Source organism: Streptomyces sp. Qhu_M48 (genome assembly GCF_051305195.1).
Lineage (GTDB): Bacteria > Actinomycetota > Actinomycetes > Streptomycetales > Streptomycetaceae > Streptomyces.
Map to the genome: position 1 here is coordinate 2,052,945 of NZ_CP195432.1, position 13,682 is coordinate 2,066,626.

Genomic DNA, 13,682 nt, shown 5'->3' on the forward strand with positions numbered 1-13,682 from the left:
TCTGTCCTCACTCAGGGTCCGCGCCCTGGATCGACGTGACCGGCGGCGAGAGTTCCTGACTCCCGGACCCTGGGGATCCGGTCACAGTGGCGGGACCGCGCCGGATTCGCACCGGACTTCCTCTTCTGCCGCCGTAATGGCCTCGGCAGTCCACCACGCCCCGAGAAGGGGCGTCAACTCACCCTTGACCTGCGGCGGCGCACTGTGCGGAGCACCACAGAGAGGGCGGTGGACAGACGACGGCCGGGCGGCCCGCACCGAGAGTGCGGGCCGCCCGGCCGGTGGAGCGGGGACCGTCAGGCGACGATCAGGTAGATGCCGTAGGCCACGGCCGCGAGGCAGAGGCCGAAGCAGGCGTAGGCGCCGGTGCGGGCCAGGGCGGCGGAGTCACCGCGGGCGGCGGCCTCCTCCTGCTTGCCGAGGCCGACGATCCCGAGGGTGAAGAGGCCCACGAGGGCGACGGTCGCCACGAGGCTGACTCCGAAGACGGAGCCGAGGGCTGCCCAGTCGATCTTCATGTCGTTCGTTCCTTACACCGTTGCGGCGGGGGCCGGGGGAGCGGCCGGGTCCGTGGGGACCGGCGCCGGGATGGTGGTCTTGAGGTCCTCGTCCGCGACGGCGGCGACGGAACCGGCGGCCGGCGGCGGGGTGACGGCCGCGATGGCGGTGGTCACCACACCCGCGGGCTCGGCGTCGAGGTCGTCGTCGGTGACGTTGTTGTGGTCGACCGGCTTGCGGCGGGAGAGCGACCAGATGACGGCGGAGCCGACGACCAGCAGCACCGCGACGGCGGCGATGCCCCAGGGGCCCTGCTTGGTGAGGAACTCGGCGCCTGCGCCGACCAGACCCGCGGCGGGCAGGGTCAGACCCCAGGCGACGAACATCCGGGTGGCGGTCGACCAGCGGACGACACCGCCCTTGCGGCCGAGGCCGGCGCCCATCACGGCACCCGAGCAGGACTGGGTGGTGGAGAGCGAGAAGCCCAGGTGCGAGGAGGCCAGGATGACCGTCGCGGCGCTGGTCTGGGCGGCGAAGCCCTGCTGCGGCTGGAGGTCGGTGAGGCCCTTGCCCATGGTGCGGATGATGCGCCAGCCACCGAGGTAGGTGCCGAGGGCGATGGCGACACCGGCGGAGACGATGACCCACATCGGAGGGTTCGAGCCGGGGGCGACGACACCCTGGGTGACCAGGGCGAGGGTGATGATGCCCATCGTCTTCTGGGCGTCGTTGGTGCCGTGGGCGAGGGAGACGAGACCGGCGGAGGCGATCTGGCCGGCCCGGTAGCCCTTGGCCGTGGCCTTCGCCTCGGGGTTGGCCTTGATCTTGTACGTCAGCCTGGTGGCGGCCATCGCGGCGAGGCCGGCGACGAGGGGCGCGGCGATGGCCGGGATGAGGACCTTGGTGACGATGGTGGGGCCGTTCACGGCCGACCAGCCGGCCGACATGACCGCGGCGCCGATGAGGCCGCCGAAGAGGGCGTGGGAGGAGCTGGACGGCAGCCCCAGCAGCCAGGTCAGCAGGTTCCACAGGATGGCGCCGACCAGCGCGGCGAAGATCACCTCTGTGCGGATGCCCTCCTCGTTGATGATCCCGCCGGAGATCGTCTTGGCGACCTCCACGGACAGGAACGCGCCGACGAGGTTCAGCACGGCGGACATGGCCACCGCCGTCTTCGGCTTGAGGGCACCGGTCGAGATGGTCGTGGCCATCGCGTTGGCGGTGTCGTGGAAACCGTTCGTGAAATCGAACACGAGAGCTGTCACGACCACAATGGCGAGCAGCAGCGTGATGTGTTCCATTTACCCAGGCAATCGTTTGACGTCAGTGGCGAGCCGAACGTAGGCAACCTGAGTGAACGGAAGGTGAACTGGGTCGGGCGGCGTGGTGTCCCTATCCGGTGTCAAGGCATTCCGCTTAACCCCCGGACGAGCCGGGTGTCCACGATGCGGTCACCCCGCAACCCCGGGTAATCCGGGCCATCACAGGGCACGTGCGACCTGCCCCGGTTCCTCCTCCGCCATCCGGTTCCGCTCCCCGGACCGAACCATCCGACCGGGGGACCCCGCGGACGAGACCCATGTCACTCCATGGAGGGGCTCGCGGAGGCCCGGGGAGCGCGTGCCCCGGGGGAGCGTGCCCCGCCCCGCTCCCTCCTCACCCCTCCCCCCGCCCGGGTCCGTCCGGTGGCAGTTCGACCGCACCCTGCCGAGACTGGGAGCGTGCGCCCGGCTACAGCGACGGCAGCGGCCGTCACCACTCTGCTCGGTGTCGGCGCGGCCGTGATCGCGGCCGGCCGGTACGCCAGCGACGTCGCCCTCAGGGCGCCGTCCGGACATCCCCTGCCCGGGGACCCACGGCTCACCGTGCACGCCACCGGCCCCGAGCGGATCACCCTCACCCGCAGCATCGCCTCACTGCGCCCCGGCACGTACGGGATCGAGGGCCACGGACTCCACGCCGTCGTCGGCCCCGTCCTCGACCGGGTCCCGCACACCGCCGACACCGTCGTGCGACGCCTGCAACGGGTCGAACTCGGGGTGCTCGGCCCCGGCGCCCGCGTCCGCTTCACGCCCCAGCTGCACATCGGCACGCCCATCAGCGCCCTCGGGCTCGCGCAGGAGGACGTCGAGATCCCCGGCGAGCTCGGCCCCCTGCCGGGCTGGCTGGTGGCGGCCCCCCGCACCACCTGGGTGATCGCCCTGCACGGCCTCGGCACCACCCGCGAGCAACCGCTGAACGTCGTCCCCTTCTACAACCACCGCAAGATCCCCGTCCTCGTCCCCGCCTACCGCGGCGACGAGGGCGCGCCCGCCTCCCCGGACGGCCTGGCCCACCTCGGCGACTCCGAGTGGCGCGATGTCGACGCGGCGATCCGCTACGCCGTCCGCCGGGGCGCCGCCAAGGTCGTCCTGCACGGCTGGGGAACCGGAGCCTCGATGGCCCTGCGCGCCGCCGCCGAGTCCGGGGTGCGCGACCGGATCAGCGGCCTCGTCCTCGACTCCCCGGTCCTCGACCAGGAGGCCACCCTCCGCAACCTCGCCGCCGCCCACCACGTCCCGGGACCCCTGCGCGCGCTCGCGGTCCGCGCCGCACAGGGCAGGATCGGGCCCCACGGCGACCTGCTCCGCGACGCCTCCGAGCCCGGCGCCCTGCGCGTCCCCGTCCTCCTCCTCCACGGCCCCGACGACACCATCTCCCCCTGGGAGCCGTCCGTGGAACTCGCCGCCCGCCGCCCCGATCTGGTCACCCTCCAGGCCGTGCGGCAGGCCCCGCACGCGGCGATGTGGAACGCCGACCCGATCCGCTACGAGGAAGCCCTCCGCCGCTTCCTCACCCCGCTCCTCTAGGACCCCGGCAGGGGGCGCCGGGGACGGGACGGCCGATTCCGATTGGGCTTTCGGGCCGTCAGCGGGAAGACTGCCCCCGTGACGTCTCGAAAGCCCGATGAACCATTGGCGCGCAACTCCAGACTCCGACTCGTCCGCCCGCGGGCACTGGCCACCGCCCGACGGGCCGTGACGACCCGGCGCACCCGGCCGGCGCCGCGGCCGCCCGAGGGCACTCCGCCCCGCTCGGAGCTGGCCCGCCAGGCCCGGCACGTCCTCGCCGCCGCCGTACGCATCGCCCGCTGGGCCGCCGTCGAGCGCGGCGCCGACGCGGCCCTCCGTACCGGCTCCGCGCAGGAACGGGCCGCCGCCGCACTGGACCTGACACCCGGCCAGATCCGGGCCGGCTGGGACCGCGCCCGGCTCGCCGGACTCGTCGAACTGCACGGCGACACCGCCCGCCCCGGCTGGCGGCTGCACGCCTGGGACCGCGACGACTCCGCCGTGCTGCGCGGCTGGGTCGCCCTCTTCGACGCCTGGTCCCTGGTGCACCCGGCCCCCGAGGGGTTCGAGCCGAGCGCCGTCGCCGAGGTCGTCGAAGCCGTCCCGCAGGTGCTCTCGCTGCTCCAGCTCTCCCAGGGCCCGGTCCTCGTCCCGGCCCTCCTCGACCTGCTCGGCCAGCGCGTCGAGGAGCTGCGCGGGGAGCGCTGCGAGGTCCCGGTGGCCGAGTCGGCCCCCGAGGCCGCCGGTCTCCCCGGCACCGACGGGCTCCCGGCCCTCCTCGACTGGGCCCTCGAAGGCCTCGCGGCCGTCGGCGCGCTCACCCTGGACCCCGGCGCGGAGGGGCGTCACGCCACCCTGACCCCGCTCGGCAACTGGGCGGTCTGGGTCAAGCTGGAGCAGATCTGCGTCGCCGCGCAGAGCCCCGCCGGCAACATCGAGCAGTCCGCCGGGGACATGCTCCGCGGCTGCGCCCGGCTCACCCCCGGCCCGGCCCGCGCCGAGTACCGCGCCTGGCTCGCGGCCCGCACCCTCTCCAGCGCGGTGGCCGAACTCCTCGCCGTCGCCCGGGGTGAGGACGCGCTGCTGCGCGGGCTCGCCTTCGAGGCGCTCCGCGTCGTCGGCGCCCCCGCCGAGGCCGAGGTGCGGGCCACCGTCGCCGAGCCGTCCCTGCGCCCGTACGCGCTGCTCTGGCTGGCGGAGTACGAGGGCGCCGACCCCGACGACGCCCAGGAGGTCCTCACCCGCGAGGAGGCCACCTGGCTCTGGGTGGACACGGCGGCGGCCGTCGCCGACCACGGCGAGACCGAGCTGCTCGTCCGGCACCTCGACTCCGCCGTGCAGGGCACCGTCCCGGCGCTGCTCGACGAGGTCCGGGCCGTCGGCCATCCCCGTACCGTCCAGGTCCTGGTCGCCCTCGCCGCCGCCCATCCGGACCCGGCCCTGGCCAAGGCGGTCCGCAGGGCCGCCTTCCAGGTCCACACCGGGGGAGCGTGACGGGGAGCCCCCTCCGGGGGAGCCCGACGAGGGGCGTACGCCCCCCGCCCGGCGCCGTCCGCCTACTCCGCGGCGCCGGGGGTGTACGTCCCGAAGCTCCAGATGTTGCCCTCGGCGTCCCGGGCCATGTAGTCCCGCGATCCGTAGTCCTGGTCCTTGGGCGCCATCACGATCTCGATGCCGTGGGCCACCGCGCGGGCGTGGTGCTCGTCCACGTCGTCCACGTGCACGAAGACGCCGACCGGGCCCGCCCCGCCCATCAGCTTGTCGAACTCGCTGCCGGTGCCCTTGCTGCCCAGCATGACCATGCCGTTCCCGTACGACAGCTCGGCGTGCGCGATCCGGCCGTCCTCGCCCTCGTACACGGCGGTCGCGGCGAAGCCGAAGCCCTCCGTGAGCTGGGTGATCGCCGCCTTCGCGTCCTCGTACGTCAGCGTCGGACAGACCTGGGGTGCCTCGGCCATCCCGATCACTTCCTCTCGATTCAGTCGAATGTGACCCGGGTCTCATTCTGGCAGCCCCCGCCGGCAATCAGCGGAAGGTGTCGCACCGGGCCATGTCACCCGTCCGGTAGCCCTCGTAGAACCACTGCTGGCGCTGGGCCGCGGAGCCGTGCGTCCAGTTCTCCGGGGTCACCCGGCCCTGGAACCTCTCCTGGATCCGGTCGTCGCCCACCGCGGCCGCCGCGTCCAGGCCGTCCCGGATGTCCTCGTCCGTCAGCCGGGTCAGCAGCGGCCGGCCCGTCCGGTCGTCGGGCGTGGTGGTGGCGTGCCGCGCCCACACCCCCGCGTAGCAGTCGGCCTGGAGCTCGACCCGTACGGCGTTGGAGTTCGCGCCGGTCCGCCCGTCCTGGGCGCGGCTCAGCGTCCCCATGAGGTTCTGGACGTGGTGGCCGTACTCGTGCGCCACGACGTACGCCTGGGCGAACGGTCCGCCGGTCGACCCGAACTTCGTGCGCAGCTCGTCGAAGAAGCCCAGGTCCAGATAGACCTGCCGGTCGCCGGGGCAGTAGAAGGGCCCCACCGCCGAGGTCGCCGAGCCGCAGGCGGTCGGGACCCGCCGGCTGAACATGACGGTGGCCGCGTTCCCGTAGGTGCCGCCCCGGCGCGCGTACTCGCTCCGCCAGAAGTCCTGGACGCTGTTGACGACGGCGACGATCCGGCAGTCCTCGCGGGTGTTGGCGTCCGAGCCCTTCCTGCAGCTCTGGTTCACCTGGGCCGCCGAGGAGGAGGTGGCGGCCGGTTCGTCGCCGCCGCCGGAGAGTCCGAGCTGGTCCGGTCCCACCCCGAGGAGCAGGCCCAGGACCAGGGCGATGAAGCCGATGATGCCGCCGCCGACGGTCGCCCGGCCGCCCGGGACGCGGCTGCCCCGGACGTCCTTGACCTCCGAGGTGTCCAGATCGGCGTCGTCGTCGAACTGCACGGTCCACCACCCTCCGCGTCACCGTCGCGGCAGAGGCCGCCGCCCTGCGCCGAGTATCGGCCGATCTCTCGCTACCCGCCCCTTTTGTCAAGCAGTGGCGGGGTATGTGAGAAAGATCCGATCCGGCCCCCGCGCCCCCACATGGCCGAAAAGCAGTTGCAGGCGCCCGTTAGACTGGCCGTATGGCCATTCTCCCCGTGCACTAGCGGCGTCGAAGCCCTCCACCAGTCGTCCTTCCGCCGTTTCCCACCGCCCTGGAGTCTGTCCGTGATCACCGCTTCCGGCATCGAGCTGCGCGCCGGCGCCCGAGTCCTCATCGAGTCCGCTTCCTTCCGCGTCGCCAAGGGCGACCGCATCGGCCTCGTCGGTCGCAACGGAGCGGGCAAGACCACGCTCACCAAGTGCCTCGCGGGCGAGGGCGTCCCCGCCGCCGGCCAGATCGCCCGCTCCGGCGAGGTCGGCTACCTCCCGCAGGACCCGCGCACCGGCGACCTCGACGTGCTCGCCCGGGACCGCATCCTCTCCGCCCGCGGCCTCGACGTCCTCCTCAAGAAGATGCGGATGAACGAGGAGCGCATCGCCACCGGCTCCGGCGGCACCCGCGACAAGGCGATGAAGCAGTACGAGCGCCAGGAGACCGAGTTCCTGACCAAGGGCGGATACGCGGCCGAGGCCGAGGCCTCCACCATCGCCGCCGCCCTCGGTCTGCCCGACCGGGTCCTCGGTCAGCCGCTGCACACCCTCTCCGGTGGTCAGCGCCGCCGCGTCGAGCTCGCCCGGATCCTCTTCTCCGACGCCGACACGCTCCTCCTCGACGAGCCCACGAACCACCTCGACGCCGACTCCATCGTCTGGCTGCGCGACTACCTGAAGAGCTACCGCGGCGGCTTCATCGTGATCTCCCACGACGTCGACCTCGTCGAGACCGTGGTCAACAAGGTCTTCTACCTGGACGCCAACCGCTCCACGATCGACGTCTACAACATGGGCTGGAAGCTCTACCAGCAGCAGCGCGAGGCCGACGAGAAGCGCCGCAAGCGCGAGCGCCAGAACGCCGAGAAGAAGGCCGCCGCCCTCAACTCGCAGGCCGACAAGATGCGCGCCAAGGCCACCAAGACCGTGGCCGCGCAGAACATGGCCAAGCGGGCCGAGCGGCTGCTCTCCGGCCTGGAGGCGGTGCGCGCCTCCGACAAGGTCGCCAAGCTCCGCTTCCCTGACCCGGCGCCCTGCGGCAAGACCCCGCTGACGGCCGAGGGGCTCTCCAAGTCCTACGGTTCGCTGGAGATCTTCACCGATGTGGACCTCGCGATCGACAAGGGCTCGCGCGTCGTCATCCTCGGCCTCAACGGCGCGGGCAAGACGACGCTGCTGCGGCTGCTCGCGGGCGCCGAGAAGCCCGACACCGGCGAGGTGACCCCGGGCCACGGCCTCAAGCTCGGCTACTACGCCCAGGAGCACGAGACGCTCGACCCCGAGCGCAGCGTCCTGGAGAACATGCGCTCGGCCGCGCCGGACCTCGACCTCGTCCAGGTCCGCAAGACGCTCGGTTCCTTCCTCTTCTCCGGCGACGACGTCGACAAGCCGGCCGGGGTCCTCTCCGGCGGTGAGAAGACCCGCCTCGCCCTGGCCACGCTGGTCGTCTCCTCGGCGAACGTGCTGCTCCTGGACGAGCCCACCAACAACCTGGACCCGGCGAGCCGCGAGGAGATCCTCGGGGCCCTGCGGACCTACAAGGGCGCCGTCGTCCTGGTCACCCACGACGAGGGCGCGGTCGACGCGCTGGAGCCGGAGCGGATCATCCTGCTCCCGGACGGTGTCGAGGACCTGTGGGGCCCGGACTACGCGGACCTGGTGGCGCTCGCCTGACCCGGAGGCGGGCGGGTGATCATTCCCGGCTGGATCATTCGGCCCACGGGTGATCCTTCATCTGAGTGAGTGCGTCTCGTACCCCCGGCGCGGTGCTCTGCCGAATCCTTCCGGCGGACCCGCGCCGTACGCGTGTTCGTCCTGCCGCGCTGACCTGGCACTTCCCGCGCCATGCGGTACGGAGAACCGTTTCCGTCCCGGCGGAATCCGAGCTTCCGTTCGTGTCGACGTCGCACCTGTCCACAAACCCGGCGGCATGGACCTTGTCGAATGGGTGGCCAGGACGGACGGGAGGGGTGATCATGAGAAGTCCAGAGCGCACTTCCCATGAGGAGGCACGGGTGGCCGAGACTCTGAAGAAGGGCAGCCGGGTGACCGGCGCCGCGCGCGACAAGCTCGCGGCAGACCTGAAGAAGAAGTACGACTCCGGTGCGAGCATCCGGGCGCTGGCCGAGGAAACCGGCCGCTCCTACGGATTCGTCCACCGGATGCTGAGCGAGTCCGGAGTCACGCTGCGTGGACGCGGCGGAGCGACACGGGGCAAGAAGACCGCCTCGGCCTGACATGGGGCGGCTCGACCGGGCCACCGGGTCTCTCGGTGGCCACCCGGTCGGTCCACGGACCGGCCAGGTGGTTACTGTGCAGTCACTTAGCATCTGATGCAGTGCTGCACCGGAACCGGAGGCGCCCCATGCCCACGCTCGACGACTCTGAGCTCGTATTCGACAAGGACGGTGTACGGCTCACCGTCGAGGACGCCGTTGCCACGGTGACCCTGACCAATCCGGCGAAGCGCAACGCTCAGTCTCCCGCTCTGTGGCGGGCGTTGACAGAAGCCGGCCGGTCGTTGCCCGGCAGCGTGCGGGTCGTCGTGCTGCGCGGTGAGGGAAAGTCCTTCTCCGCCGGACTCGACCGGCAGGCGTTCACGCCCGAGGGCTTCGACGGAGAGCCGTCCTTCCTCGATCTCGCGCGCGGTTCCGACGAGGACCTCGACGCGGAGATCGCCGAGTACCAGGAGGCGTTCACCTGGTGGCGCCGTAGTGACCTCGTGTCGATCGCGGCCGTCCAGGGCCACGCCATCGGCGCGGGCTTCCAGCTCGCCCTCGCCTGCGACCTGCGGGTCGTCGCCGACGACGTGCAGTTCGCCATGCGCGAGACCAGCCTGGGTCTCGTCCCGGACCTGACCGGGACGCACCCGCTCGTCTCGCTCGTCGGCTACGCCCGCGCGCTCGAGATCTGCGCCACCGGGCGCTTCGTCCACGCGGAGGAGGCCGAGCGCATCGGTCTCGCCAACCTGTCCGTGCCCGCCGACGAGCTCGACGCGGCGGTACGGGACCTCGGCGCGGCCCTGCTCGCGGCGCCGCGCGCCGCGGTCACCGAGACCAAGGCGCTCCTCCGGGGTGCCGCCGGCCGCTCGTACGAGGAGCAGCGCACCGCCGAGCGGGCCGCCCAGGCCCGCCGTCTGCGCGACCTCGCGGGCCTCGGCGACTGACGCCCGCCCGCCGGGGCGGCCCGGGACCCGTTCGGCGGATCTCCGAGCCTCTCCCCGCGAGCCTCTCCGGACCCGGAAGGCCCCATCGGGCGGGCTCTAGCGGAACTCCGACACCACGACCGTGACCGCGGCGCCCTCCGGGGCGGCCGCGGTCACGGCCGTCCGCACCGCGCGGGCCACGTCCAGGGGCCGGGCGCCGGCCGTCACGGCCACCTCCACCCGGACCTCGTCGGGCCTCCGTCGCACCGGCGGTCCCAGGGCGTCCGTCACCCCCGCGACACCCGCCACCCCGAGCGCCGCCAGGGCCAGGGGGTCGTCCGTCGCCGGAGAGGTCCGGCCGGGCGGGGGAGCGGGGGGTCCCTCCTCCGGCGGAGCCTGGTCGAGGAGGTCCGTGACCTTCAGGTCCACGCCCGCCACCACCAGCCCGATCCCGTCCTCGGCGGCCGTGAGCAGCGCCGTCCGCAGTTCCTCGCCGAGCTCGGGGAGCGGGCGCCCGGCCGTCACGGCGAACGAGGCCGAGACGCGTACGCCGGCCTCCCGCCCCTGACCGGGCTCCGCTTCCGGCTCCGCTTCCGGCTCCGCCTCCACCGGGCCGATCCGCAGCTCGCCCGGCACCACTCCCGGTACCGCCGCCGCGGCCCGGCCGAGTACCTCGCGCACCGCCCGCTCGGTGATCCAGGCCCCGTCCGTCACCGTTCCGAGCGGCAGCAGCCTGCCCGGGGCGAGGCGTGCCCGTACCGCCGCCGTCCAACCCTCAGCCGTCGTCATTACCCCAGCCTGCCGTATCCCCGGGGCGGAACGGGGTAACCGCCCTTAGTGTGGGCGAAGAACCCCGAAATATCCCAGAAGGGGCTAAAAACGATGTCGGACACCACCTACGCAAGCGACTCCTCGGGCGACGAGACGCGCCGCACCTCGGTCACCAAGCGGGGCGGCGGCGCTCCCGCCTCCCGGGGCCGGACCACGATCGCCGACGGAGTCGTCGAGAAGATCGCCGGACTCGCCGCCCGGGACGTCGAAGGCGTCCACGCCATGGGCAGCGGGCTCTCCCGCACCTTCGGCGCCGTACGCGACCGGGTACCCGGAGGGGGCGGCAGCAAGTCGAACGCCACCCGGGGCGTGAAGGCCGAGGTCGGCGAGGTGCAGACCGCGCTCGACCTGGAGATCGTCGTCGTCTACGGCGTCTCGATCGCGGACGTCGCCGGAGACGTCCGCGAGAACGTCATCGCCGCCGTGGAGCGGATGACGGGCCTGGAGGTCGTCGAGGTCAACATCGCGGTCAGCGACGTGAAGCTGCCCGAGGACGAGGAGGACGAGCCGGAGCAGCGGCTCCAGTAGCCGTTGACGGCAGTGCACGGGGGGCTCAGGAAGACTCAGGAAGGGGTCAGGAATGAGCATGGCGGTGGTCGGCCTGGTGGCCGGAATGGCTCTCGGATTCGCCGGATACTTCGGCGGCTTCGGAGCGTTTGTACTGGTCGCGGCCTTGGGGGCGATCGGCTTCGTGGCGGGCCGCTTCCTCGAAGGCGACCTCGAACCCGGCGATCTGTTCCGGGGCCGCGACCGCGGCGACCGGCGGCGGTGACGCGAGGTGACAGCCGATCCGGCCCGTGGCCCGGTCCGTGACCGGGGGGCGACCAGGATCGCCGACCGGGTCGTCTCCAAGATCGCCGCCCAGGCGGCGAGGGAAGGTGTGGGCACCGTCCCGGACGGCGGTTCGAGGCCCCATGCCTCGGTCGTCGTCCACCGGGACGTCGTCCGGGTCGCCGTGAGCCTCGAACTCGACTACCCCACGGACGTGGGGCGCCGGTGCGGGGCCGTACGGAGCAGGGTCCGCACCCGGGTGGAGGAACTGGTGGGCATGGAGGTCCACGAGGTCACCGTCCACGTGGAACGCCTGCACTCCCCCCTCACCCGGCAGGACGCCCGGAGGGACCGCGTGTCATGACGAACCCGCCCGATCCCCACCCCGGCCCCGGCCCCGGCTCCGACCCGGACCCCGGCGCCGCCCCCGGCCCCGGGACCCACCCCGGCCCCGGCCACGTTACCGACGGGGACACCCGTACCCGCGTCCGTACCGACAAGGACCCCGGTGGCGGCGGCGCTCCCGCCCCGGCCGACGCACCCGCCTCCCGGGTCAGGCGCTTCTGGGCCGTCCGCCGCATCCCGGCCGCCGTCCTCGCCGCCCTGGTCCTCGGCGGGGCGGGGCTGCTCCTCTACGACGTCGCGGCCGTGCGGGCGGACCGCTCCGCCATGGCCTGGCGGCGCGAACTGGCCGACGGACTCGCGACCCGGCCGCTCGACGACACCTGGGTGATCGTCGGCGCCTGCGTCGCGGTCGTCCTCGGCCTCTGGCTCCTCGTCCTGGCCACGACCCCCGGCCTGCGGGCCGTCCTCCCGATGCGCCGCGAGCACGTCGACGTACGGGCCGGACTCGACCGGGAGGCCGCGGCCGTCGCCCTGCGGGACCGCGCCATGGAGGTCTCCGGCGTGCAGTCCGCCCGGGTGCGGGTGGGCCGCGCCAAGGCCCAGGTCAAGGCCGTCTCGCACTTCCGGGCGCTCGACGAGGTCCGCGCCGACGTGGAGGCGGCCCTCACCACGGGCATCGCCGAACTCGGCCTCGCCCGCCCGCCCGCGCTGACGGTACGGGTGGCCAGGCCGCCCAGGAAGGGATGAGCCGGTGACGGTCATGTTCCAGGAAGGGGTGTCCCCGTGACGGTCGTCCTCCGGCGCGTCAACCGCGTCCTGCTCGGGCTCGCCGGGCTGCTCCTCGTCCTCGGCGGCGGGGGAGTCCTCGCCGCCGCCCTCGACCTGTCCGTACCGTCCTGGTGGCCCTGGTCGGGCCCCTCGGACGTGCTGCTCTCCGCCGCCGACCGGCAGCGGTGGCGGGACGAGGGCTGGTGGTGGCCGGTGGTCATCGCGGTCCTCGGGCTCATCGTCCTGCTCGCCCTGTGGTGGCTGCTGGTCCAGTTCCGGCGCGCCCGGCTCTCCGAGGTCGTCGTCGACAGCGGCGACGGCGAGGAGGCCGTCCTGCGCGGGCGGGCCCTGGAGAGCGTCCTGGAGGCGGACGCCACCGCCCAGGAGGGAGTGGCGCGGGCCAAGGTCGCCCTCACCGGCCGCCGGGAGGCCCCCCGCGCCCGGGTCGCGCTCCTCCTGGAGCCGTACGCCTCCCCGGGGGACGCCCTGACGACGCTCAGCGGCCAGGCCCTGGCCCACGCCCGTACGTCCACGGGCCTGCCCGCCCTGCCCACCGAGGCGCGGCTGCGGGCGGTCAAGCACCGGGCCCGCCGGGTGAACTGACGGCGGGCCGGGGCACGGGGCCTCAGAAACCGCTGCGGGCCCCGCCGTCCACCGGGAGCATCAGACCCGTCAGGTACGAGGCGGCCGGCGACAGCAGGAAGGCCGCCGTCCGCCCGAACTCCGCCGGGGTGCCGTAGCGGCGCAGCGGGATGGCGGCCTCGTTGGCCGCGCGGGTCCCGTCGGCGTCGCCGGAGAGCGCGTCCAGGGAACGCACCCGGTCCGTGTCGATCCGGCTCGGCAGCAGCCCCACGACCCGCACCCCGCGCGGGCCCAGGTCGTTGGCGAGGGACTTGGCGAAGCCGGCGAGGCCCGGGCGCAGCCCGTTGGAGATGGTCAGGCCCGGGATCGGCTCGTGGACCGAGGCCGACAGGACGAAGCCGATGACCCCGCCCTCGCCGAGCGTCTCGGCGGCCGTGCGGGCCAGCCGCACCGCCCCGAGGAAGACGGTGTCGAAGGCGGCCGCCCACTGCTCGTCGGTGTTGTCCGCCGCGAAGCCGGGGGCCGGACCGCCCACGCTGATCAGGATGCCGTCGAGGCCGCCGAACCGGGCCCGCGCCTCGGCGACGAGCCGCGCCGGGGTCCCGGGGTCGTTGTTGTCGGCGGCGACCCCGGAGGCGCCGGGGCCCAGCTCGGCGACGGCCTCGGCGACGGCCTTCTCCTCCCGCCCGGTGATCAGCACCTTCGCGCCCTCGGCGAGCAGCGCCTCGGCGGAGGCCCGCCCGAGCCCCCGCGTCGCCCCGGTCACCACGTACACACGGTCCTTCAGCCCAAGATCCATGGAC

Annotated in this window: 16 protein-coding genes and 1 riboswitch; of the genes, 10 read left to right on the forward strand and 6 right to left on the reverse strand. The window is 73.5% G+C overall.

Features of this window, described 5'->3' with window-relative positions; all coding sequences use genetic code 11:
- Window positions 1-27: 27 nt before the first annotated feature.
- Window positions 28-170: riboswitch (cobalamin riboswitch) on the reverse strand.
- 126 nt (window positions 171-296) lie between these two features.
- Both ACRRSS_RS09555 and ACRRSS_RS09560 read right to left on the reverse strand, forming a co-directional pair.
- Window positions 297-518 carry a hypothetical protein gene (locus ACRRSS_RS09555; protein WP_435970783.1) on the reverse strand — a complete coding sequence of 74 codons (222 nt, stop codon included), beginning with the start codon at window positions 516-518 and terminating at the stop codon, window positions 297-299.
- 12 nt (window positions 519-530) lie between these two features.
- Window positions 531-1,799, reverse strand: coding sequence for an anion permease (locus ACRRSS_RS09560; RefSeq protein ID WP_435970784.1), 1,269 nt, complete (start codon window positions 1,797-1,799; stop codon window positions 531-533).
- A gap of 420 nt (window positions 1,800-2,219) precedes the next feature.
- On the opposite strand from ACRRSS_RS09560, the gene ACRRSS_RS09565 reads away from it, so the two are divergent.
- Together ACRRSS_RS09565 and ACRRSS_RS09570 are read left to right on the forward strand one after the other, a co-directional pair.
- Window positions 2,220-3,347 carry an alpha/beta hydrolase gene (locus ACRRSS_RS09565; protein WP_435970785.1) on the forward strand — a complete coding sequence of 376 codons (1,128 nt, stop codon included), beginning with the start codon at window positions 2,220-2,222 and terminating at the stop codon, window positions 3,345-3,347.
- Between the two features lie 78 nt (window positions 3,348-3,425).
- Window positions 3,426-4,823, forward strand: coding sequence for a hypothetical protein (locus ACRRSS_RS09570; RefSeq protein ID WP_435970786.1), 1,398 nt, complete (start codon window positions 3,426-3,428; stop codon window positions 4,821-4,823).
- 62 nt (window positions 4,824-4,885) lie between these two features.
- Here ACRRSS_RS09570 and ACRRSS_RS09575 read toward each other — a convergent pair whose 3' ends face one another.
- Together ACRRSS_RS09575 and ypfJ are read right to left on the reverse strand one after the other, a co-directional pair.
- Complete coding sequence (locus tag ACRRSS_RS09575; protein WP_435970787.1) at window positions 4,886-5,287, reverse strand: VOC family protein; 402 nt, start codon at window positions 5,285-5,287, stop codon at window positions 4,886-4,888.
- A 67-nt stretch (window positions 5,288-5,354) separates the two neighbouring features.
- Window positions 5,355-6,245 carry a KPN_02809 family neutral zinc metallopeptidase gene (gene ypfJ, locus ACRRSS_RS09580; RefSeq protein ID WP_435970788.1) on the reverse strand — a complete coding sequence of 297 codons (891 nt, stop codon included), beginning with the start codon at window positions 6,243-6,245 and terminating at the stop codon, window positions 5,355-5,357.
- 267 nt (window positions 6,246-6,512) lie between these two features.
- Between ypfJ and ACRRSS_RS09585 the strand changes: the two genes are divergently transcribed.
- The 3 genes from ACRRSS_RS09585 to ACRRSS_RS09595 all read left to right on the forward strand — a co-directional run bounded on the left by ACRRSS_RS09585 (window position 6,513) and on the right by ACRRSS_RS09595 (window position 9,603).
- On the forward strand, window positions 6,513-8,111 hold the full coding sequence (locus ACRRSS_RS09585) for an ABC-F family ATP-binding cassette domain-containing protein (RefSeq protein WP_351896598.1): 1,599 nt from the start codon (window positions 6,513-6,515) through the stop codon (window positions 8,109-8,111).
- Window positions 8,112-8,452: 341 nt separating this feature from the next.
- Entirely contained in the window at window positions 8,453-8,674 is a 222-nt protein-coding gene (locus ACRRSS_RS09590; protein WP_005477683.1) for a helix-turn-helix domain-containing protein, read from the forward strand.
- Between the two features lie 128 nt (window positions 8,675-8,802).
- On the forward strand, window positions 8,803-9,603 hold the full coding sequence (locus ACRRSS_RS09595; RefSeq protein ID WP_435970789.1) for an enoyl-CoA hydratase/isomerase family protein: 801 nt from the start codon (window positions 8,803-8,805) through the stop codon (window positions 9,601-9,603).
- Window positions 9,604-9,699: 96 nt separating this feature from the next.
- On the opposite strand, the gene ACRRSS_RS09600 is transcribed toward ACRRSS_RS09595, so the two are convergent.
- Entirely contained in the window at window positions 9,700-10,371 is a 672-nt protein-coding gene (locus ACRRSS_RS09600) for a hypothetical protein (protein ID WP_435970790.1), read from the reverse strand.
- 93 nt (window positions 10,372-10,464) lie between these two features.
- Between ACRRSS_RS09600 and ACRRSS_RS09605 the strand changes: the two genes are divergently transcribed.
- The 5 genes from ACRRSS_RS09605 to amaP are packed head-to-tail and all read left to right on the forward strand — an operon-like array spanning window position 10,465 to window position 12,900.
- Window positions 10,465-10,941: an Asp23/Gls24 family envelope stress response protein gene (locus tag ACRRSS_RS09605; protein WP_435970791.1), complete on the forward strand. Its 477-nt coding sequence runs from the start codon at window positions 10,465-10,467 to the stop codon at window positions 10,939-10,941.
- 52 nt (window positions 10,942-10,993) lie between these two features.
- Window positions 10,994-11,185, forward strand: coding sequence for a hypothetical protein (locus tag ACRRSS_RS09610; protein WP_435970792.1), 192 nt, complete (start codon window positions 10,994-10,996; stop codon window positions 11,183-11,185).
- A gap of 6 nt (window positions 11,186-11,191) precedes the next feature.
- On the forward strand, window positions 11,192-11,548 hold the full coding sequence (locus tag ACRRSS_RS09615; RefSeq protein WP_435970793.1) for an Asp23/Gls24 family envelope stress response protein: 357 nt from the start codon (window positions 11,192-11,194) through the stop codon (window positions 11,546-11,548).
- On the forward strand, window positions 11,545-12,276 hold the full coding sequence (locus ACRRSS_RS09620) for a DUF6286 domain-containing protein (protein ID WP_435970794.1): 732 nt from the start codon (window positions 11,545-11,547) through the stop codon (window positions 12,274-12,276). The genes ACRRSS_RS09615 and ACRRSS_RS09620 overlap by 4 nt, the downstream gene beginning before the upstream one ends.
- Before the next feature lie 36 nt (window positions 12,277-12,312).
- Window positions 12,313-12,900, forward strand: coding sequence for an alkaline shock response membrane anchor protein AmaP (gene amaP, locus ACRRSS_RS09625; protein WP_435970795.1), 588 nt, complete (start codon window positions 12,313-12,315; stop codon window positions 12,898-12,900).
- A 22-nt stretch (window positions 12,901-12,922) separates the two neighbouring features.
- On the opposite strand, the gene ACRRSS_RS09630 is transcribed toward amaP, so the two are convergent.
- Window positions 12,923-13,678, reverse strand: a complete 756-nt coding sequence (locus ACRRSS_RS09630) for an SDR family oxidoreductase (RefSeq protein WP_435970796.1) — start codon at window positions 13,676-13,678, stop codon at window positions 12,923-12,925.
- Window positions 13,679-13,682 lie beyond the last annotated feature (4 nt).